General features: G+C 73.2%; 19 protein-coding genes. 9 read left to right on the forward strand and 10 right to left on the reverse strand.

Features of this window, described 5'->3' with window-relative positions:
- Nucleotides 1-4 precede the first annotated feature (4 nt).
- The 4 genes from M6B22_RS04655 to M6B22_RS04670 are packed head-to-tail and all read right to left on the reverse strand — an operon-like array spanning nt 5 to nt 3,058.
- Nucleotides 5-1,081, reverse strand: coding sequence for an ABC transporter ATP-binding protein (locus tag M6B22_RS04655; RefSeq protein WP_269444615.1), 1,077 nt, complete (start codon nt 1,079-1,081; stop codon nt 5-7).
- On the reverse strand, nt 1,078-1,890 hold the full coding sequence (locus M6B22_RS04660) for an ABC transporter permease (RefSeq protein WP_269444616.1): 813 nt from the start codon (nt 1,888-1,890) through the stop codon (nt 1,078-1,080). The genes M6B22_RS04655 and M6B22_RS04660 overlap by 4 nt, the downstream gene beginning before the upstream one ends.
- Nucleotides 1,887-2,654: a molybdate ABC transporter substrate-binding protein gene (gene modA, locus M6B22_RS04665; protein WP_269444617.1), complete on the reverse strand. Its 768-nt coding sequence runs from the start codon at nt 2,652-2,654 to the stop codon at nt 1,887-1,889. The genes M6B22_RS04660 and modA overlap by 4 nt, the downstream gene beginning before the upstream one ends.
- On the reverse strand, nt 2,651-3,058 hold the full coding sequence (locus tag M6B22_RS04670) for a TOBE domain-containing protein (RefSeq protein ID WP_269444618.1): 408 nt from the start codon (nt 3,056-3,058) through the stop codon (nt 2,651-2,653). The genes modA and M6B22_RS04670 overlap by 4 nt, the downstream gene beginning before the upstream one ends.
- Before the next feature lie 106 nt (nt 3,059-3,164).
- Here M6B22_RS04670 and M6B22_RS04675 point away from each other — a divergent pair, with 106 nt between their 5' ends.
- Nucleotides 3,165-4,550, forward strand: coding sequence for an amidase (locus M6B22_RS04675; protein WP_269444619.1), 1,386 nt, complete (start codon nt 3,165-3,167; stop codon nt 4,548-4,550).
- Between the two features lie 80 nt (nt 4,551-4,630).
- On the opposite strand, the gene M6B22_RS04680 is transcribed toward M6B22_RS04675, so the two are convergent.
- Nucleotides 4,631-5,983, reverse strand: coding sequence for an aminotransferase class I/II-fold pyridoxal phosphate-dependent enzyme (locus M6B22_RS04680; protein ID WP_269444620.1), 1,353 nt, complete (start codon nt 5,981-5,983; stop codon nt 4,631-4,633).
- A gap of 62 nt (nt 5,984-6,045) precedes the next feature.
- Between M6B22_RS04680 and M6B22_RS04685 the strand changes: the two genes are divergently transcribed.
- From M6B22_RS04685 to M6B22_RS04715, 7 genes are all read left to right on the forward strand, one after another.
- Nucleotides 6,046-7,536 carry a CoA-acylating methylmalonate-semialdehyde dehydrogenase gene (locus M6B22_RS04685; protein ID WP_269444621.1) on the forward strand — a complete coding sequence of 497 codons (1,491 nt, stop codon included), beginning with the start codon at nt 6,046-6,048 and terminating at the stop codon, nt 7,534-7,536.
- Nucleotides 7,537-7,554: 18 nt separating this feature from the next.
- Nucleotides 7,555-8,907: an aspartate aminotransferase family protein gene (locus M6B22_RS04690; RefSeq protein ID WP_269444622.1), complete on the forward strand. Its 1,353-nt coding sequence runs from the start codon at nt 7,555-7,557 to the stop codon at nt 8,905-8,907.
- 13 nt (nt 8,908-8,920) lie between these two features.
- Nucleotides 8,921-9,355, forward strand: coding sequence for a MarR family winged helix-turn-helix transcriptional regulator (locus M6B22_RS04695; protein ID WP_269444623.1), 435 nt, complete (start codon nt 8,921-8,923; stop codon nt 9,353-9,355).
- A gap of 97 nt (nt 9,356-9,452) precedes the next feature.
- Entirely contained in the window at nt 9,453-9,953 is a 501-nt protein-coding gene (locus M6B22_RS04700) for a MarR family winged helix-turn-helix transcriptional regulator (RefSeq protein ID WP_269444624.1), read from the forward strand.
- Entirely contained in the window at nt 9,950-11,623 is a 1,674-nt protein-coding gene (locus M6B22_RS04705) for an MDR family MFS transporter (protein WP_269444625.1), read from the forward strand. The genes M6B22_RS04700 and M6B22_RS04705 overlap by 4 nt, the downstream gene beginning before the upstream one ends.
- 33 nt (nt 11,624-11,656) lie before the next feature.
- Nucleotides 11,657-12,940, forward strand: a complete 1,284-nt coding sequence (locus tag M6B22_RS04710) for an APC family permease (RefSeq protein ID WP_269444626.1) — start codon at nt 11,657-11,659, stop codon at nt 12,938-12,940.
- A gap of 8 nt (nt 12,941-12,948) precedes the next feature.
- On the forward strand, nt 12,949-13,740 hold the full coding sequence (locus tag M6B22_RS04715) for an IclR family transcriptional regulator (RefSeq protein ID WP_269444627.1): 792 nt from the start codon (nt 12,949-12,951) through the stop codon (nt 13,738-13,740).
- A gap of 5 nt (nt 13,741-13,745) precedes the next feature.
- Here the strand turns inward: M6B22_RS04715 and M6B22_RS04720 are convergent, their stop codons facing one another.
- Genes M6B22_RS04720 through M6B22_RS04740 form a run of 5 tightly spaced genes read right to left on the reverse strand, consistent with a single transcriptional unit; the run spans nt 13,746 to nt 17,613 of the window.
- Nucleotides 13,746-14,429, reverse strand: coding sequence for a fructosamine kinase family protein (locus tag M6B22_RS04720; protein WP_269444628.1), 684 nt, complete (start codon nt 14,427-14,429; stop codon nt 13,746-13,748).
- Nucleotides 14,410-14,853 carry a low molecular weight protein-tyrosine-phosphatase gene (locus tag M6B22_RS04725; RefSeq protein WP_269444629.1) on the reverse strand — a complete coding sequence of 148 codons (444 nt, stop codon included), beginning with the start codon at nt 14,851-14,853 and terminating at the stop codon, nt 14,410-14,412. Before M6B22_RS04725 ends, M6B22_RS04720 begins: the two co-directional genes overlap by 20 nt.
- Nucleotides 14,850-15,761 (reverse strand): phosphatase PAP2 family protein, encoded by a 912-nt coding sequence (locus tag M6B22_RS04730; protein WP_269444630.1) that lies wholly within the window; start codon nt 15,759-15,761, stop codon nt 14,850-14,852. Before M6B22_RS04730 ends, M6B22_RS04725 begins: the two co-directional genes overlap by 4 nt.
- A 44-nt stretch (nt 15,762-15,805) precedes the next feature.
- Nucleotides 15,806-16,669, reverse strand: a complete 864-nt coding sequence (gene folP / locus M6B22_RS04735; RefSeq protein ID WP_269444631.1) for a dihydropteroate synthase — start codon at nt 16,667-16,669, stop codon at nt 15,806-15,808.
- Entirely contained in the window at nt 16,663-17,613 is a 951-nt protein-coding gene (locus M6B22_RS04740; protein WP_269444632.1) for a glucosyl-3-phosphoglycerate synthase, read from the reverse strand. The genes folP and M6B22_RS04740 overlap by 7 nt, the downstream gene beginning before the upstream one ends.
- Before the next feature lie 129 nt (nt 17,614-17,742).
- Between M6B22_RS04740 and pdhA the strand changes: the two genes are divergently transcribed.
- Entirely contained in the window at nt 17,743-18,834 is a 1,092-nt protein-coding gene (gene pdhA / locus M6B22_RS04745; protein ID WP_269444633.1) for a pyruvate dehydrogenase (acetyl-transferring) E1 component subunit alpha, read from the forward strand.
- Nucleotides 18,835-18,840: the final 6 nt, after the last annotated feature.

An 18,840-nucleotide genomic window follows, 5' to 3' on the forward strand; every position in this document is an offset into this window, starting at 1 on the left:
GCCCTCAGCCTGCCACGGGTCCGGCGGCCGCGGGCGCGGGGTAGGCGCTCACGTCGGTGGCCTTCGCCGCCAGCCACACCGGCGAACCGAGCCGCAGGCCCAGGTCGGCGACCGCTGCCGCGGTGACGTCCACCAGCACGTTCTGCTCGCCGCGCACGGTCAGCCGGATCCGGTCGGCGAGCGGCGCGAACGACTCGACCCGTCCGGGCCAGACGTTGCGGGCGCTGACCTCGTGCGGCTCGCTGGTGTGCACGGTCAGCGCCGACGGCCGCAGCGCCACCAGCACGCGCCCGTCCACGGCATCGGGCGCCACGAGCGTGCCGCCGCCGTCGAGGCGCACCACGCCGTGCGCTGCGATGCCGGCGTAGAGGTTGACGCCGACCAGCCGGGCGACGTACGGGGTGAGCGGGCGGGAGGTGATCTCCGCCGGACTGCCCTGCTGCACCACTTCGCCGTGCTCGAGCACCACGATCCGGCCGGCCAGCAGCAGTGCCTCGATCGGGTCGTGGGTGACCAGCAGCGTCGGCCCGGCGAACGCGCCCAGGTGCTCGCGCAGCTCGCCCTGCACCTCGGCGCGGGTCTGCACGTCGAGCGCGGCCAGTGGCTCGTCCAGCAGCAGCGCGCGCGGCCGGCAGGCGAGGGCGCGCGCCAGGGCGACCCGCTGCGCCTGGCCGCCGCTGAGCCGGCCGGGGCGCCGGCGGGCCAGCTCGCCGACCCCGAGCCGGGTCAGCCACTCCTGCGCCTGCCGGTGCGCGTCACCGCGGTTGACGTGCTGCGTGCGCAGGCCGAAGGCGACGTTGTCGAGCACCCGCAGGTGCGGGAACAGTCGGTGGTCCTGGAAGACCACGCCGAGCTTTCGCTCGTCGGCCGGGACGAACACGTCCGGGCCGTCCAGCTGCTCGCCGGCGAGCTCGACGCGTCCGGTGTCCACCCGGAGCAGGCCGGCGACCGCGCGCAGCAGCGTCGTCTTGCCCGCACCGTTCGGCCCGAGCAGCGCGAGCACCTCGCCGGGCTCGACCCGCAGGTCCGCGTCCAGCCGGAACTGCCCGCGTTGCACGGCACCGGCGAAATGCAGGCTCACGATGCCGCCGCCGGGCGCAGCCACTTGTCCCGCAGCGCGCCGAGCAGCACCACGGCCACGAGCAGCAGCGGCAGGCTCAGTGCCACGGCGTCCTCGGGCTGGTGCTGGAACGCGGTCAGGATCAGCGTGGGCATCGTCTGGGTGGACTGCGGGACGTTGCCGCCGAAGAGCACGGTGGCACCGAACTCGCCGAGCGCGCGCGCCCAGCACAGCACCGAGCCCGCGACCAGCGAGGGCACCACGAGCGGCAGCGTCACCCGGGTGAAGATCCGCAGCCGGCGGGCACCGAGCGTGGCGGCGGCCTCCTCCAGCGCGCGGTCGGCGGTGCGGAACGCCCCCTCCAGCGTGACCACCAGGAACGGCATCGCGACGAACGTCTCGGCCAGCACCACGCCGTGCTGCGAGAACGGCAGCGTGATGCCGAACCAGTCGTCCAGGTAACGGCCGACGATCCCGTTGCGCCCGAGCGCGAGGAACAGCGCGACCCCGCCGACGACCGGCGGCAGCACCAGCGGGATGGTGACCGCGGCGCGGACCAGGCCGAGCCCGGGAAACCGGATCCGGGCGAGCACCCAGGCCAGCGGGACGCCGAACACGAGCGAGAGCAGCAGCGCCTGCAGCGACGTCACGAGCGAGAGCTTGAGCGCCGCCGCAACGTCGTTGTCACGGTAGATCGCACCGAGGCTGCTCCACGGTGCGCGCACCAGGATCGCCAGCGTCGGCACGAGCAGGAACAGCACGCCGACCACCGCGGGCGGCACCAGCAGCAGCGGGGTGCCCGACCCGCCGGGCGTCCGCCGGTGCCTCACGGTGAGCCGAACCCCGCGGCGGCAAGCACCCGCTGCCCGTCCGCCGACAGCACGTAGTCGACGAATGCCTTGGCGAGGGTCGCGTTCTTCGAGCCGTTGAGGGTGGCGATCGGGTAGTCGGTGGTGGCGTTCTGCGCGTCGGGTATCGGGACGCCGACGACCTTGTCCCCCGCGGCCTTGACGTCGGTGACGTAGACGACGCCCGCGTCCACCTCGCCGGACTCGACCACGGCGACGACGGACTTCACGTCGGGCTCGCTCGCGGTCGCCTTGACGCTGACGCCGGCCTTGGCGAGCACTTCGGCCGCGACGACGCCGCAGGGCACCGTCGCCTCGCACAGCGCGACCTTGATGCCGGGCTTGGCCAGGTCGGCGACGCTGGTGACGTGTTCCGGGTTCCCGGGCGCCGCCGCGATCTGCATGGTGTTCTTCGCGAACGTCACGGGGTCGGCGGCGTTGCCCGCCTCGGTCACGTCGCTCATGTTCTTGGTGGCGGCCGAGGCGAAGACGTCGCCGGGCGCGCCCTCGTCGATCTGGGTGGCCAGCGCCGAGCTGCCGCCGAAGCTGAACACGATCTTCGTCCCGTGGTGCGCCTGCTCGAACTGGGTGCCGAGCGCGCGGAACGGGTCGGTCAAGGAGGCCGCCGCGAAGACCGTGATCGACCCGGCGAGTCCGTCGCGGGCGCCGCCGGACGGGTCGGCCGAGGACGAGCAGCCGGCGACCACAACCGCGAGTGCGGCGAGCAGGGCTGCGGCGCGTTTCATGCCGGCGCTCCGGGAACCTCGACCACGACGTTGGTGGACTTGACCGACGCGATCGCGGTGACGCCCGGCTCGAGTTGCAGCTCGTCAGCGGCCTCGCGGCTCATCAGCGAGACCACGCGGTACGGCCCGCACTGCAGCTCGACCTGCGCCATCACGCTGTCCCGCACGACCCGCGTGACCAGTCCGACGAACCGGTTACGCGCCGACTCGCGGTGCACCGGCGCCGCGTCCGGGGTGGGCGTCGCGTTCTGCTCGGCGAAGCGGGCGAGCACGGCACCGTCGACGCTGCGCCGGCCGGCCTCGTCCAGGGTGGTCTGCAGCCGGCCGCTGTCGGCCCAGCGGCGCAGCGTGTCGTCACTGACGCCGAGCAGCTCGGCGGCCTCGCGGAACCGGTAACCGGGCACCGGACGAGCCTACGCCCGCCCGTCCGCAGATGCGGAGCAATTTTCTCCGCTGATCCGTTTCCGCGGAACAACTGGCCGCTCACGAGCGCGGCGTTAGGGTGCGGCGATGACGGCACGCCAGCCATCCGGCCCGACATCCGGCCCGCCATCCGGCCCGACGGCCGTGCAGCTGGCCGGGCAGGTGCGCGCCGGGCGCGGCACCGCACGCGCGGCGACCGAGCGGGCGCTGGCGCGGATCGAGCGCCATGATGCCCGGCTCGGCGCGTTCCAGGTCGTTCGCGCGGCGGCGGCGCTGCGTGAGGCGGACGCCGTGGACGCGCGGCCGGACCGCGCTGGCCTGCCCTTGGCCGGCGTCCCGATCGCGGTCAAGGACAACGTCCCCGTCGCGGGTGAGCCGATGCGCGCCGGGTCGGCCGGATCCGACCCGACGCCGCAGGCCGCGGACCACGAGATCGTTCGCCGGCTGCGCGCGGCGGGCGCGGTCGTCGTCGGGCTGACCCGGGTGCCGGAGCTGTGCGTGTTCGCCGCGACGGACTCCGGCTTCGGCCTCACCCGCAACCCGTGGAACCGCGGCCGCACTCCCGGCGGGTCATCCGGCGGGTCGGCGGCCGCGGTGGCCGCGGGTCTGGTGCCGCTCGCCCACGGGAACGACGGGATGGGCTCGATCCGGATCCCGGCGGCGTGCTGCGGGCTGGTCGGGATCAAGCCGGGCCTGGGCGTGGTGCCCGCCGGGCTCGGCGGGGACAGCTGGTTCGACATGGCCGAGAACGGACCACTTGCCACCACGGTCGCCGACTGCGCGCTCATGCTGTCCGTACTGGCCGATCGGCCGTCGCTGGCCCGGGTCGCCGACGCCGGGACGTTGCGGATCGCGGTGTCGACGCGGGCGCCGATGCCGCTCGATCCGGTGGATCGGGACTGGGCGTCGGCCGCGCGCGCAAGTGCGGCGGTGCTGCGCGAGGCAGGACACTCGGTGGTGGACGCAGACCCGCCGTACGGCCAGGTGCTGTCCACGTCCGGGCTGGTGCGGTGGCTCGCCGGGACGGCGTTGGACGCGCGCACCCTCGCCGACCGCTCGAAGCTCGCCGCGCGCACCAGACGCCATGCGGCTGCCGGCGCGCTGCTGCTGCGCGCCGGGCTGCCGCGCCCGCGCGGGCCGCAACGCTGGCGGGAGCGGGCGGAGCGGTTCTTCGCGCAGTACGACGTGCTGATCACGCCGACGCTCGCGCACCCGCCGATCGCCGCCCGGCTCTGGAGCGAGCGCGGCTGGCTGGCCAACCTCTGGGCCAGCTCGCGGTACGCACCCTTCGCGGCCCCCTGGAACGTCGCCGGCTGGCCTGCGATGGCGCTGCCCGCGGGTGTCGCGCCGGGCGGCCTGCCCCTGTCGGTGCAGCTGGTCGGGCGTCCGGGCAGCGAGGCGACGCTGCTGGCGCTCGCGGCCCAGCTCGAGCAGCTGCGGCCGTGGCCGCGGCTGGCCCCGGACTATCGCTGACGATCCTGCTGCGCGGCCGGCCGCGTGACGCCCTGGCGCACCAAGACGGCGGCAACGAGGTCGCGCCTGCGCAAACCGGATCACCGGGGCGGGGCGGGGCGCGCCCCGGCGGCCGCGGCGTCGGCCAGCGCGGCGGCGACCTCGCGGTGCCCGGACGCGACCAGTCCGACCGTCACCCGCAGGTGCGGACGGTCGGACGAACCCAGCTGGAACGGCCCGCCGGGCGCCGCGCCGATCCCGCGCGTGGCGAGCAGCAGCAGCGCCGCCGCCTCGTCGCGCACCGGCAGCCACATGTTGATGCCGTCGCCGCGCCAGACGTCCACGCCGAGGCGGGCGAGTTCGCCGGCAACCGTGGTGCGCCGCCTCGCGTACGTCCGGCGGGCACGCGCCACGGCGTGAAGCGACGGTGCATGGGTGAGCAGGTCCACCAGCAGCGCCTGGAGCAGCCGGCTCGTCCAGCCCTGGCCCAGGAAGCGGCGCTCCACCAACGGATCGACGAGCGCTGCCGGCCCGCCGATCGCGGCCAGCCGCAGGTCCGGGCCGTGCGATTTGGAGTAGCTGCGCACGTGCAGCGTGCGCTCGGGCAGCGCGCTGCCGAGGCTGAGCGCCGGCGTGGTCGCGATCGGGCCGGCCGAGTCGTCCTCGACGAGCAGCGCATCGCCTGCCTGCAGCACGGCGGCGAGCTCGGCGAGCCGGTCGGGGGTGAGTGAGGCTCCTGTCGGGTTCTGCGCGCGCGGCTGCAGGAACACCGCCCGCACGCCGGCACGGACGGCGGAGGCCAGCTCGCCCGGCACCGGTCCGCGCTCGTCGATCCGCACCGGCACCGGCGCCACGCCGGCCGCGTCGAGCAGGTCGAGCAGCGGCGGGAAGGCGGGCTGCTCGACCGCGACCCGGTCGCCGAAGCGCAGGTGGGCGGCCACGATCTGCGCGAGCGCGTCCATCGCGCCGTCCACCACGGTCAACCGCCCGGCGGCGAACGGCCAGTCCGCGCGCAGCAACGCGGCAAGCTCGGGAAGTACCGGATCGTCCAGGTAGCTGGCCGGCGTCAGCGGCGGACGTACCCGGCGCAGCGCCGCGGTCAGGTCGGGCAGCAACTCCGGATCGGGCGTCCCGCCGGACAGGTCCAGCGCGAACGGCGTGTGCGCGCCGACGGCCCGCCGGTACCGCTGCGGCCCGGCGCGGTGCGCGGTGACGACGGTGCCGCGCCGCCCGGCGGTGTGCACGGTGCCGGCCCGCGCCAGCACCGCCCAGGCCGCGCTCACCGTGGTGGGCGAGAGCCCGAGCTGGGCGGCCACGGTGCGGATCGGTGGCAACCGGTCCTCGGCGGCGAGCACCCCGTCGGCGACGGCACGGCCCACCGCGGCGGCCAGCCCGCGGGCGGTCGGCTCGGCCATCCGCTCCTCTAGTGCGCTCAGCACCGCCGTCCCGTCCACAGTTTTGTAACATAGCATTCAGCACTTTGTCACGCCTAGTGCTGTGACGTAGCGTGCTGGCCATGAGCAACCGCATCTCGCACTGGATCGACGGCGCCCACGTCGCCGGCTCGTCCGGGCGCACCAGCCCCGTGTTCAACCCGGCCACCGGCCTGCGGAGTGCCGACGTCGACCTGGCCTCGGCCGCCGAGGTCGACACGGCGATCGCGAGCGCCAAGGCGGCCGCGCGCGAGTGGCGCAGCGCGTCGCTCTCGCGCCGCTCGGCCGTGCTGTTCGCGTTCCGCCAACTGCTGGCCGACAACGCCGGCGAGCTGGCCAAGATCGTCACGTCCGAGCACGGCAAAGTGCTGGCCGACGCGGCCGGCGAGGTCGCTCGCGGGCTGGAGAACGTCGAGTTCGCCTGCGGAGTGCCGCAGCTGACCAAGGGCGGCTTCAGCGAGCAGGCCTCGACCGGGGTGGACGTCTACTCGATCCGCCAGCCGCTCGGCGTGGTCGCCGGCATCACCCCGTTCAACTTCCCGGTGATGGTGCCGCTCTGGATGGCGGCGAACGCGATCGCCTGCGGCAACGCGTTCGTGCTCAAGCCGAGCGAGAAGGACCCGTCGGCGTCACTGTTCCTCGCCGACCTGTGGAAGCGAGCCGGCCTGCCCGACGGCGTGTTCACCGTGTTGCAGGGTGACAAGGAGGCGGTGGACGCGCTGGTCGCGCACCCCGACGTCGCCGCCGTCAGCTTCGTCGGTTCGACCCCGATCGCCAGGTACATCTACGAGAGCGGGACGCGCAACGGCAAGCGCATCCAGGCTCTCGGCGGCGCGAAGAACCACATGCTGGTGCTGCCGGACGCCGACATCGACCTGGCCGCGGACGCCGCCGTGTCGGCCGCATACGGCGCGGCGGGCGAGCGGTGCATGGCCATCTCGGTGGCCGTCGCGGTCGGCGAGGCGGGCGACCGGCTGGTCGACGCGATCGCGGCCCGGCTGCCCAAGTTGAAGATCGGAAACGGCGCCGACCCGGACAGCGAGATGGGGCCGCTGATCACGGCCGCGCACCGCGACAAGGTGGCCGGCTACATCGCCGCGGGCGCGGAGTCGGGCGCGCGCGTGGTCGTCGACGGCCGGGCCGGGGACGTCCCGGCAGCGGGCTTCTTCCTCGGCGCGACGCTACTGGACGGCGTCACGCCGGACATGGCCGTCTACACCGACGAGATCTTCGGCCCGGTGCTGTGCGTGGTGCGCGCCGGGACCTACGGCGAGGCGCTGGAGCTGATCAACGCCAACCCGTTCGCCAACGGCACCGCGATCTTCACGCGCGACGGCGGCGCGGCGCGGCAGTTCCAGTTCGACGTCGAGGTCGGCATGGTCGGGATCAACGTCCCGATCCCGGTGCCGGTGGCGTACTACTCCTTCGGCGGCTGGAAGGCCTCGCTGTTCGGCGACACGCACATGTACGGGCCGGAGGGTGTCAACTTCTACACGCGTGGCAAGGTCGTCACATCGCGGTGGCCAGATCCGGCGACCTCGACGATCGACCTCGGTTTCCCGCAGACCCGCTAGAAGTTGGAAGGACGAGCCATGTACGGTATTCCCACCGACGGCAGCATCGTCAAGGCCCTGGACCGGGCGCACGTGTTCCACTCCTGGTCGGCGCAGGCCCAGATCGATCCGCTGCCGATCGCGGGCGCGTCCGGGTCGTACTTCACCGACTACGCGGGCAAGCGCTACCTGGACTTCTCCAGCCAGCTGGTGAACGTCAACATCGGCTACCAGCACCCGAAGCTGGTTGCCGCGATCGCCGAGCAGGCCGCGCGGCTGTGCACGATCCAGCCGTCGTTCGCCAACGACGCGCGCAGCGAGGCCGCCCGGCTGATCACCGAGCTCGCGCCGGGCGACCTGAACCGGGTGTTCTTCACCAACGGCGGTGCCGAGGCGACCGAGAACGCGCTGCGGATGGCCCGGCTGCACACCGGCCGGTTCAAGGTCTTCGCCGCGCACCGCTCGTACCACGGCGCCACGGCCGGCGCCATCGCGATGACCGGCGAGCCGCGGCGCTGGGCGAGCGAGCCCGGAATGCCCGGCGTGATCAGGTTCTTCGGGCCGTACCTGTACCGCTCGGCGTTCTACGCGAGCACGCCCGAGGAGGAGTGCGAGCGGGCCCTGCAGCACCTGCGCGACCTGATCGTGTTCGAGGGCCCGGCCTCGGTGGCCGCGATCATCCTGGAGTCGGTGGTCGGCACGAACGGCGTGCTGGTCCCGCCGCCGGGCTACCTGGCCGGCGTGCGCGCGCTGTGCGACGAGTTCGGCATCGTGATGATCGCCGACGAGGTGATGGCCGGCTTCGGTCGCTGCGGCGAGTGGTTCGCCGTCGACCACTGGGACGTCACGCCTGACCTGATCACGTTCGCCAAGGGCGTCAACTCCGGCTACGTCCCGCTCGGCGGCGTGCTGATCAACGACGCGATCAACGAGACGTTCCAGAGCCGCGTCTACCCCGGCGGCCTCACCTACTCCGGCCACCCGCTGGCGTGCGGCAGCGCGGTCGCGTCGATCAACATCTTCAAGGACGAGCGCATCGTCGAGCACGCGCGAGAGCTGGGGACGGACGTGATCGGGCCGGAGCTGACCAAGCTCGCCGAGAACCACCCGTCGGTCGGCGAGGTGCGCGGCCTGGGCGTGTTCTGGGCGGTCGAGCTGGTGCGCGACCAGCGGACCCGCGAGCCCCTGGTGCCGTTCAACGCGTCCGGGCCGGACGCCGCGCCGATGGGCGAGTTCGCCGCCGCCTGCAAGCAGCGCGGGCTCTGGCCGATGGTGGCGGGCAACCGCACGCACGTCGTCCCGCCGTGCACGACATCGGCCGACGAGATCCGCGAGGGGATCGCGATCCTGGACGAAGCGCTCGAGGTCACCGACCGGTACTGCACTGCCTGATCGCGTCGGCGCGATGTCCGACGAGCGAACGCCCTACCTCGCGCTCGAACGAGAGCTCGGGCTGCTGCTGGCACGATCGCGCGCGCAGAGCCGTGAGCTGGCGGCCCAGGTGCACCCCGACCTGGACGCGGTGAGCTATGCGACGCTCGCGCGGATCGAGCAGACGGCGCCGGTGCGCGCCTCCGAACTTGCCGAGTACTTCGGCGTCGACAAGGCCGCGGTGAGCCGGCAGGTCGCCCGGCTGGAGGAGCTCGAACTGGTCGAGCGCACCCGCGACCCCGCCGACGCCCGGGCCCGTGCGCTCGACCTCACCGCGCAGGGCCGCTCCCGCCTGCAGGCGGTCCGGCTGGCGCGCCGGGACCGGTTCCGCAGCCTGGTGAGCACCTGGCCGCGTGCCGACGTCGCCGAACTGGCCCGGCTGCTCGGGGAGCTCAACAGCGTCCTGTGAATCTGTGCACTGAGCCTGCACTGTGAGCAGGCACTGTAGTTGACGTCTGCAACCAATTGCCATACAGTTGCTTTCGTCAACTAACCGAAAGTGTGCCGTGACGCCGAATCCCAGCAGCGAGTCCTGTGCGGCCCTGCTCACCTCGGCCCGCACGCTGCACGGCCTGCACCGGCGCCTGTTGCGCGAGGACAGCACCCAGTGCTCCGCCCTGCGCGCCAACGTCCTGGCCGCCGTCGCCGACCACGGCCCGCTGCGTCCGTCCACCCTCGCCGAGCAACTGCGGATCGACGGGTCGGTCGCGAGCCGGCAGCTGCACTGCCTCGACGTCGACGGCCTCGTCGAACGCGTCACCGACCCCGCCGACCGCCGGGCCCAGCTGGTGCGCATCACCGCGCCCGGACGCGACTACCTGGACGGCCTGCGCCGCCGCGCGAGCAGCGCACTCGCCGGCCGGCTGGCCGGCTGGTCCGATGACGACGTCCACACCCTGGCCGAGCAGTTGCTCCGGCTCGAACACAGCCTCTCCCACGAACACAGCCTCTCCCGCGAGCACAGCCTCTCCGCGCTCCACGATCCACAGAAGGGCAGCACCGCATGAGCACCACCACCGCGGACGGCGACGCCGCCGCGAGTTCGGCCACCTCGGGCGTCACGCCGATGTCGCACCGGCAGATCCTCGAGGCGATGTCCGGGTTGCTGCTCGGCATGTTCGTGGCGATGTTGTCCTCGACCGTCGTCACGAACGCGCTGCCGAAGATCATCACCACGCTGCACGGCACCGAGTCCGGGTACACCTGGATCGTCGCGGTGACGCTGCTGACGATGACTGCCACCACGCCCGTCTGGGGCAAGCTGTCGGACCTGATCAGCCCGAAGCTGCTCGTGCAGCTGTCGATCGTCGTGTACGTCGCCGGTTCGGCGATCGCCGGACTGTCCGAGAACGTCGGCATGCTCATCGGCGCGCGCGCCATCCAGGGCGTCGGGGTCGGCGGCCTGATGGCGCTGGTGCAGATCATCATGGCCCGCATCGTCAGCCCGCGTGAGCGCGGCCGGTACAGCGGCTACATCGGCGCAGTCTTCGCCACCGCCACCGTGCTCGGCCCGATCGTCGGCGGGGTCATCGTCGACACGTCCTGGCTGGGCTGGCGCTGGTGCTTCTACATCGGCGTCCCGTTCGCGGTCGCCGCGCTCGTCGTGCTGCAGAAGACGCTGAAGCTGGACCAGGTCAAGCGCGACGTGACCATCGACTACCTCGGCGCGAGCCTGATCGTGGCCGGGGTGAGCCTGCTGCTGATCTGGGTCTCGCTGGCCGGCACCAGCTTCGCGTGGTTGTCACTTCCGTCAGCGCTGATGGTGCTCGGCGGTGTCGTCGTCCTCGCGCTGGCGCTGGTGGTCGAGCGGCGGGCGAGCGAGCCGATCATCCCGCTGGGCCTGTTCCGCGACTCGACCGTCGCGCTGTCCGCCGTCGCCAGCATCTTCATCGGTGCCGCCCTCTACGGCGTGACGGTGTTCCTCAGCCAGTACTTCCAGCTCAGCCGGCTGCAGTCGCCCACCATCGCCGGCCTGGCGACGATGCCGATGGTCATGGGCATGTTCCTGACCTCGCTGATCGTCGGCAAGCTCATCTCCCGCACCGGCCTGTGGCGGCGCTACCTCGTGGGCGGGTCCATCTCACTGGTGGCCGGCCTGCTGATCCTGGGCACGCTCGGCGCGCACACGTCCTACCTCGTGCTCGCGGCCGGGATGCTGCTCACCGGCAGCGGCATGGGCGCGACCATGCAGAACCTGGTACTCGCCGTGCAGAACACCGTGCCGATGCGCGAGATCGGTGCCGCGTCGGCCGCGATCTCGTTCATCCGGACGCTCGGTGGTGCGATCGGGGTCAGCGCGCTCGGCGCGGTGCTCGCCGGCCAGGTCAAGAGCAACGTGACGAGCGGGCTCGACCGGCTCGGCGTCAGCGCGTCCAGCGCGGGCGACTCCGGCGCGGTGCCGGACCCGGCCGCCCTGCCGGCGCCGGTCGCCCACGTCGTTCGCGGCGCGTACGCGACCGGCATCTCCTGGGTCTTCCTGATCAGCGCGGTCGCCGCGGCGCTGGGCGCGGTCGCGATCTGGTTCATCCGTGAGGTGCCGCTGCGCACCACGATCAGCGACGAGGCGGGCGAGCCGGAGAGCCCGCTGCAGGTCGCGTCCGAGAGCGTGGCCGCTGCCGAGGGAGTCGCCGAGGCGCCGGCCTACCGTGGCGTCCCCGCGATCGCGCGCCAGGCCTGACCCGTTGTCAGGGCCCGCTCGTAACGTGAGCTGGTGCGATCGAACGGATTGAGCGTCAGCCAGGGCACCGCGCTGACAGTTGCGGCCGTCCTCGGCACCGGCGTGATCTCGCTGCCGGCGCTGGCGTTCGACGAGGCCGGGCCGGCGTCTCTGGTGGCCTGGCTCGCCCTGGTGCTGCTGTCGATCCCGCTGGCCGCCACCTTCGCGGCACTCGGGGTACGGCACGCGGACTCCGGCGGCGTCTCGACGTATGTTCGGCTCGCCTTCGGCCCGCGCGCGGCAGGGGTGGTCGGCTGGTGCTTCTACTTCAGCATCCCGCTCGGCGCGATCCCGGCCTGCTCGTTCGCCGCCGACTACGTGGCCGACACCCTCTCCGGCGGCCGGACCATGCGGCTGGCCACCATCGCGGTACTGCTGGCCGTCGTCGCCGCGATGAACGCGTTCGGGGTCCGGGTGTCCGGCCGGGTGCAGCTGGTGCTCTGCTGCGTGCTGGCCGGGCTGCTGCTGGCGGCGACGCTCGCGGCCGCGCCGCACGCGCACCTGGGCAATGCCACGCCGTTCGCCCCGCACGGCTGGACGGCGATCGGGCCGGCCGCTGCCGTCCTGGTGTGGGGCTTCGTCGGCTGGGAGGCGGTCACCTCGCTCAGCGCCGACTACCGCGACCCGACGCATGACCTGCCCCGCGCCACCGGGCTCGCGGTCGTGGTGGTCGGCGTGCTGTACCTCGGGGTGGCCGCGATGACGGTGTTCGTGCTCGGCCCGTCGGCCGGGCACAGCGCGGCGCCGCTGGCCGACCTGATGGTGATCGGGCTGGGCCCGCACGCGCGCTGGGTCACCACCGTCGTCGCGGTGCTGCTCACGATCGGGACGGTGAACGCGTACTTCGCCGGCGGCGCCAAGCTCGGGTCGGCACTGGGGCGCGACGGTTCGCTGCCGCGCTGGTTCGCCCGCGGCAGCGCGTCGGGCGAGGTGCCGCGGCGGTCGCTGGCCGTGCTGGTCTCGCTTACCGCGGTGTCGCTGCTCGCGTACGCCGGTTTCGACCTCGGCGCCAAGTCGGTCGTGCTGCTGATCACCGGGGCGTTCACACTGGTCTACGTGCTCGCCACCGCGGCCGCGGTGCGGCTGCTCCCCCGGCACAGCTGGGCGCGGGTCGCGGGACTCGTCTCGCTGGCGTGCAGCGTGGTGCTGCTCCTGCTGACCGGCGTGCACCTGCTGTGGGGCGTGGCGGTCGCAGTGGCCGCCCTGGTGTACGAGACGGTGGCGGCCCGGTCGCGCAAGCTGGCGCACGCGCCCGAGCCCGTCCCGTGCGAGCCATGATGGCCGGTGTGGCACCCGACAGCGAGCAGCCGGCCGCCGGCCCGGACCGCGGCACCGTGCTCGGCAAGGTGTTGACGGTGCTGCAGGCGTTCCGGCCGGACGACGACGAGCTGTCCCTCGCCGAGCTGGGCCGCCGCACCGGGCTGGCCAAGGGCACCCTGCACCGGGTTGCCGCCGATCTGGTGGCGGCGCGGCTGCTGGACCGCGACTCGGGCGGCTACCGGCTGGGCGGGCAGCTATTCGAGCTGGGCATGCGCGCGTCGGTCGAGCGCGGGCTACTGGAGGTGGCGATCCCGTTCATGCAGGACCTGTACGAGCGCACCCACGAGACGGTGCACCTGGGCATCCGCGAGGGCGGCGAGGTGGTCTATGTCGGCAAGATCGGCGGGCACCGCGCCGCCGTCGCACCGTCACGCGTCGGCGGCCGCATGCCGCTGCACTGCACCGCGATCGGCAAGGCGCTGCTGGCGTTCGCCGAACGTGACGTGCTGGCCGGCGTGGTCGCGGCCGGGCTGGAGCGCAAGACGCCGCGCACGATCGTCGCGCCCGGCCTGCTGCGCAACGAACTGCGCCGGGTGGCACAGGCCGGGGTCGCGTTCGAGCACGAGGAGTCCGCGCTCGGCCTGGTGTGCGTGGCCGCACCGATCCGCGACGCCGACGAACTCGCGGTGGCCGCGATCAGCGTCACCGGGCCGGTCACCCGGTTCCGTCCCGAGCAGCACGCGACCGCGGTGCGCGCCGCCGCCGACGGCGTGACCGCCACGCTCGCCCGCCGCCGCCACCTCGTCGCCGACCGGTGAGCGCCTCAACGCGCGAGGCGCAGCGCCAGGTCGTGCGCTTGCGCGAGATAGCCGCCGCCGAACAGCACCGCGTGCACCAGCAGCGGGAACAGCTGCCACAGCGGTAGCCGATCGCGCCAGCCGTCGGCCAGCGGTGCGAGCTCGTGGTACGCGGCCGCGGTCCGGCGCGGGATGCTGCCGAACAGGTCGAGCATCGCCAGGTCCACCTCGCGGTGCCCGCCGTACGCGGCCGGGTCGATCAGCCACGGCCGCCCGTCGCGTCCGGCAAGCACGTTCCCGGTCCACAGATCACCGTGCAGCCGGGCGGGCGGCTCGGCCGGAGCGTCGACCCGCACCCGCTCGACCTCGGCCGCCAGGCCCACCCGCCGGGCCAGCGGCAGCAGCCGGTGCTGCGCGTAGTAGTCGTTCCAGTCGTCGTCCTCGGGCGAGTCCAGCTCGCACCGGCCGACGAGGAACCGGCCCGGCGCGGGGAGCGCGCCGAACCGCGGTGCCCCGGCGGCGTGCAGCGTGGCGAGCATCCGGCCGAGTTCCTCCTCGCCCGCCGGGCTCAGCGTGCCGGTCTCGATCCGCTCCAGCTCGAGCCGGCCGGGCGACTCGGCCAGGATGCGCGGCACCCGCGCGCCGCCGTCGGCGAGCCAGCGCAGGCCAGCGGCCTCGAGCGGCGCCGGGTCACGTTTGACGAAGCTCATCGAGCAGGTCGGAGCAGGCCTCGGTGACGATGTCCAGCACCGTCTCGAAGCCGAGTTCCCCGCCGTAGTAGGGATCCGGGACGTCGACCGCCGCCAGCTTGCGCACCTTGTGCTCGGTTCCCGACGGCGCGAGGGCAAGCAGGTCGCGCAGGTTGTCCTCGTCCATAGCGAGCAGCAGGTCGAAGTCGTGGAAGTCGCGTGCGGTGACCTGGCGTGCGGCGCCGTCGAGCACGATGCCGCGGCTGCGGGCGGCCGCGCTGGCGCGGCGGTCCGGACGGGCGCCGGCATGCCAGCCGCCGGTGCCCGCACTGTCGACCTCGATCGCGTCCTGCAGCCCGGCGCCGGCGACGAGGTGGCGCATCACCGCCTCGGCCGAGGGCGAGCGGCAGATGTTGCCCATGCACACGAACAGCAGCCTGGTCACTCGACCCCCACCCCGTCCTCGGCCCGCACCCCGTCCTCGGCCCGCACCCCGTTGAGTGGCGACTTAGCTGTTGAGTGGCGGGCTATACGTCGCCACTCAACAGGTAACCCGCCACTCAACAGGCGGGGACGGAGGGCGGCGTGCCAGGCGGTGCGCACCCCGAACACGGCCCACGCGCACGCGGCCAGGATCGCGACCGCGACCGCACCGTCCAGCCACCAGTGGTTGCCCGTGACGACCACGACCAGCACGGTGATCACCGCATGCACCGGGCCGAGCGCGCGCCACCGGCTGGGGCTGATCCGCCACACGTAGTACCCGACCAGTACCGCCCACGCCACGTGCACCGACGGCATCGCCGAGAGCTGGTCGGCGGCGAGCCCGCTGCTGTAGACGGACTGGTGGTACCGGATCCCGGTGTCCACGATGCCGGGCAGCATGCGCGGCGGTGCGACCGGCATCAGCTGCACCAGCAGGCAGCCCAGGGTCGTCCAGGCGAGCACCTGGCGCACCGGCCGGTACCGGTCGCGGTGCCGCACGAACAACCAGATCAGGAACAGCAGCATCACCGTCATGTGCATCGCGGCGTAGTACAGGTTCGCGGCCTGCACGACGAGCCGGTGGCCGAGCACGAGGTGCTGCACGCTGCGTTCGGACGGCAGCAGGAAATCGTGCTCGACCCGTTGGATCCAGTGCGCCCGCCGGAACGCCCCGTCGACGTCGGTGACCGACACCTTCCCGGCCAGGTGCCAGAGCCCGTAGAGCACACCGATGACGGCGGTCTCGCGCAGGAACGCGCCGACGGCCCGCACCGGGCGGCGGCCGGACAGCGCCATCGCCGAGCCGGCCGCGGCGAGCACGGCGGCCGTCTCGAACGAGTGCTGCCAGCTCAGCCCGACGGTCTGCACGGTGTGACTATCCCATCGGGACGCGACCAGCCGCCCGACGCGTGCTAGGCCAGCCCGCGGATCGCCCGCGCCGGCGGTCGGGTGCCCCGGATGCACGCGACCATGTCGAGCACCTGCTTGGTCTCCACCACGTTGTGCGCGCGGAAGACGCAGGCGCCCAGCCACGAGCAGATCGCGGTGGTGGCGAGCGTCCCGGTCAGCCGTTCCCCCGGCGGCAGCCCGCCGAGCGACTCGCCGACGAAGTCCTTGTTCGACAGCGACACGAGCACCGGCCAGCCCGTGTCGACCAGCCGGCCCAGCTCGCGGGTCACCTGCAGCGAGTGCCGGGTGTTCTTGCCGAAGTCGTGCGCCGGGTCGATCAGCACCGACTCGCGTGGTACGCCCACTGCGACGGCACGTTCGGCCAGCGCGGTGGTGACGGCGATCGCGTCGGCGGTGACGTCGTCATACGCGACGCGATGCGGCCGGGTGCGCGGCGTGGCCTGCCCGACGTGCGTGCACACCACGCCCGCGCCGTGCTCGGCCGCGACCACGGCCAGCTCGGGATCGTGCCCGCCCCACGCGTCGTTGAGCAGGTCGGCGCCGGCGCGGCACACCGCCTCGCCCACTTCGTGCCGCCAGGTGTCCACGCTGATCACCAGCTCGGGAAACTCGGCGCGCACCGCGGCGACGAACTCGACCGTGCGCTGCAGCTCCTCATCGACGGAAACGGTGTCGCCGGGCGCAGCCTTCACCCCGCCGATGTCGACGATCTCGGCGCCCTGCCCGGCCACCTCGCGCACCCGATCGAGCGCGACCTCGAAGGCATACGTGGCGCCGCGGTCGTAGAACGAGTCGGGGGTGCGGTTCACGATCGCCATGACCGCCGGGGTGTCGGCGTCGAAACTCCGGCCGCGAAGGATCACCATGTGCGCACCTGCCTTGTCGCGTACTGCCCTACGGTGACGGCTGGCGGCCGCTCGCCGGTGGGCACCTGCACCTCGTCCCAGCCGCCCGGCACCTCGCGCACCGGGCGCGGCAGCCACACCTCGTCCGCGTACGGCGCGGCCGAGCGCCGCCGGGCTACCGCCAGGATCTCGGCCGCCATCACCCCCAGGTTGTGCACGCTCTGGTGCCGGTGCGCGCGTCGGCCGAGGTCGACCTGCGCGATCGCGTCGAGGCCGAACCGCCGGGCGGTGTCGACGAGGGTGGAGAACTCGACCCCGTAGCCGACCGGGACGGGTAGCTGTTCCATCAACGAGCGGCGGGCCGCCCACTCACCGGCCAGCGGCTGCACCACACCGGCCAGCTGCGGCCAGTGCAGGGCGAGCAGCGGCCGGGCGACGAGTTCGGTCACCCGGCCGCCCTCGGTCGTGATATCGCCGCCGAGGTCGAGGACGCGGTCGTAGAAGCCGCGCACGAGCAGCGTCCGCTCGTCGTCCAGTAGCGGGCCCAGCAGGCCGGTGACGAAGTGTGGGCCCCACTCGGTGAGGTCGGCGTCGATGTACACGAGGACGTCGCCTGACGTGGCGAACAGCGACTGCCACAGGGCCTCGCCCTTGCCGGCGCGGCGCTCCAGCCCCGGCGCGATGTCGCCGACTGCGCGCACCTGCGCACCGGCCGCGGCGGCTCGTTCGGCGGTGCCGTCGGTGGACATCGAATCGATCACGAGCAACTCGTCGACGAGCGGGATCTCGTCCATCAGGGCGCGACGGATCTGGGTGACGACGTCGGCGACGGTGTCCTGCTCGTTGCGGGCCGGGATCACCACGCTGACCCGGGTACCCGCCTTGCGCTCGAGCAGCGCGGCCGGCGCCCAGGCGGAGCTGGACGTGGTGCGGCGCGTGTACCAGTCACGGGCCCGCGGATCCATGCTGCTCCTTCGGCACTCGGACGGGACAGACGTGACACGGTGCAAGCCCAGCCTAGGCCTCGCACGGTGGCGCACTTGTTAGGAACCCCTGGCTATCTGGCGGCGCACCGCCCCCGGTGTCATGGAGCGGTGATCGAGAACGACGCCCTCGTCCAGCTGCTTGCGGCGGACGGCACCAGGGTCGCGCACCCGGACTACGCGCTCGAGCTGACCGGCCCGGAACTCGCCGGACTGTACCGGGACATGGTGCTCGTCCGGCGCGTCGACACGGAGGCGATCGCACTGCAGCGACAGGGCGAACTCGGGTTGTGGACCTCGCTGCTCGGGCAGGAGGCCGCCCAGATCGGTGCCGGCCGTGCGCTGCGCCCGCACGACATGGTGTTCCCCAGTTACCGCGAGCACGGGGTGGCCTGGTGCCGTGGCGTCGACCCGGTGACGCTGCTCGAGATGTGGCGCGGTTCCGGGCAGGGCGGGTGGGACGCGCACCAGCACAACTTCGCGACCTACACGATCGTGATCGGTGCGCAGGCGCTGCACGCGGTCGGCTACGCGATGGGTGTGGTGCGTGACGGCACGGCCGGGACGGGCGACCCGGGCCGCGACACGGCGGTGCTGGTGTTCTTCGGCGACGGCGCGATGAGCCAGGGCGACACGAACGAGGCGTTCGCGTGGGCCGCCGCGCAGCACCTGCCGGTCGTGTTCTTCTGCCAGAACAACCAGTGGGCCATCAGCGCACCGGTCTCGGTGCAGGCGCGGGTGCCGCTGGCGCGGCGCGCGGAGGGCTTCGGGTTCCCGGGCGTGCGTGTCGACGGCAACGACGTGCTCGCCTCGCTCGCGGTGACCCGCAGTGCCCTGGAGCACGCGCGTGCCGGTGGCGGGCCGATGTTCATCGAGGCGTTCACGTACCGGATGAATCCGCACACGACGTCCGACGACTCACGCCGCTACCGGCACGACGCCGAGTTGGAGTCGTGGCGGCAGCGAGACCCGATCGCGCGGCTGCGCCGGCACCTCGAGCGCGAGACGGACGTGGGTGCGGCGTTCTTCGCCGACGTCGAGGACGAGGCGCAGAAGCTCGCGGTGCGAGTCCGCGAAGGCGGCCGCTCGCTCGCGACGGTCGGCGCGGGCGCGGTGTTCGAGCACGTCTTCGAGCGGCCGCCGGCCGACCTGGTGCGCCAGCGTGACGCGTTCGTCGACTTCGTCGCCCGTGGCATCGACTGAGCCGGG

Origin of the sequence: Jatrophihabitans cynanchi (assembly GCF_027247405.1) — a bacterium.
Lineage (GTDB): Bacteria > Actinomycetota > Actinomycetes > Mycobacteriales > Jatrophihabitantaceae > Jatrophihabitans_B > Jatrophihabitans_B cynanchi.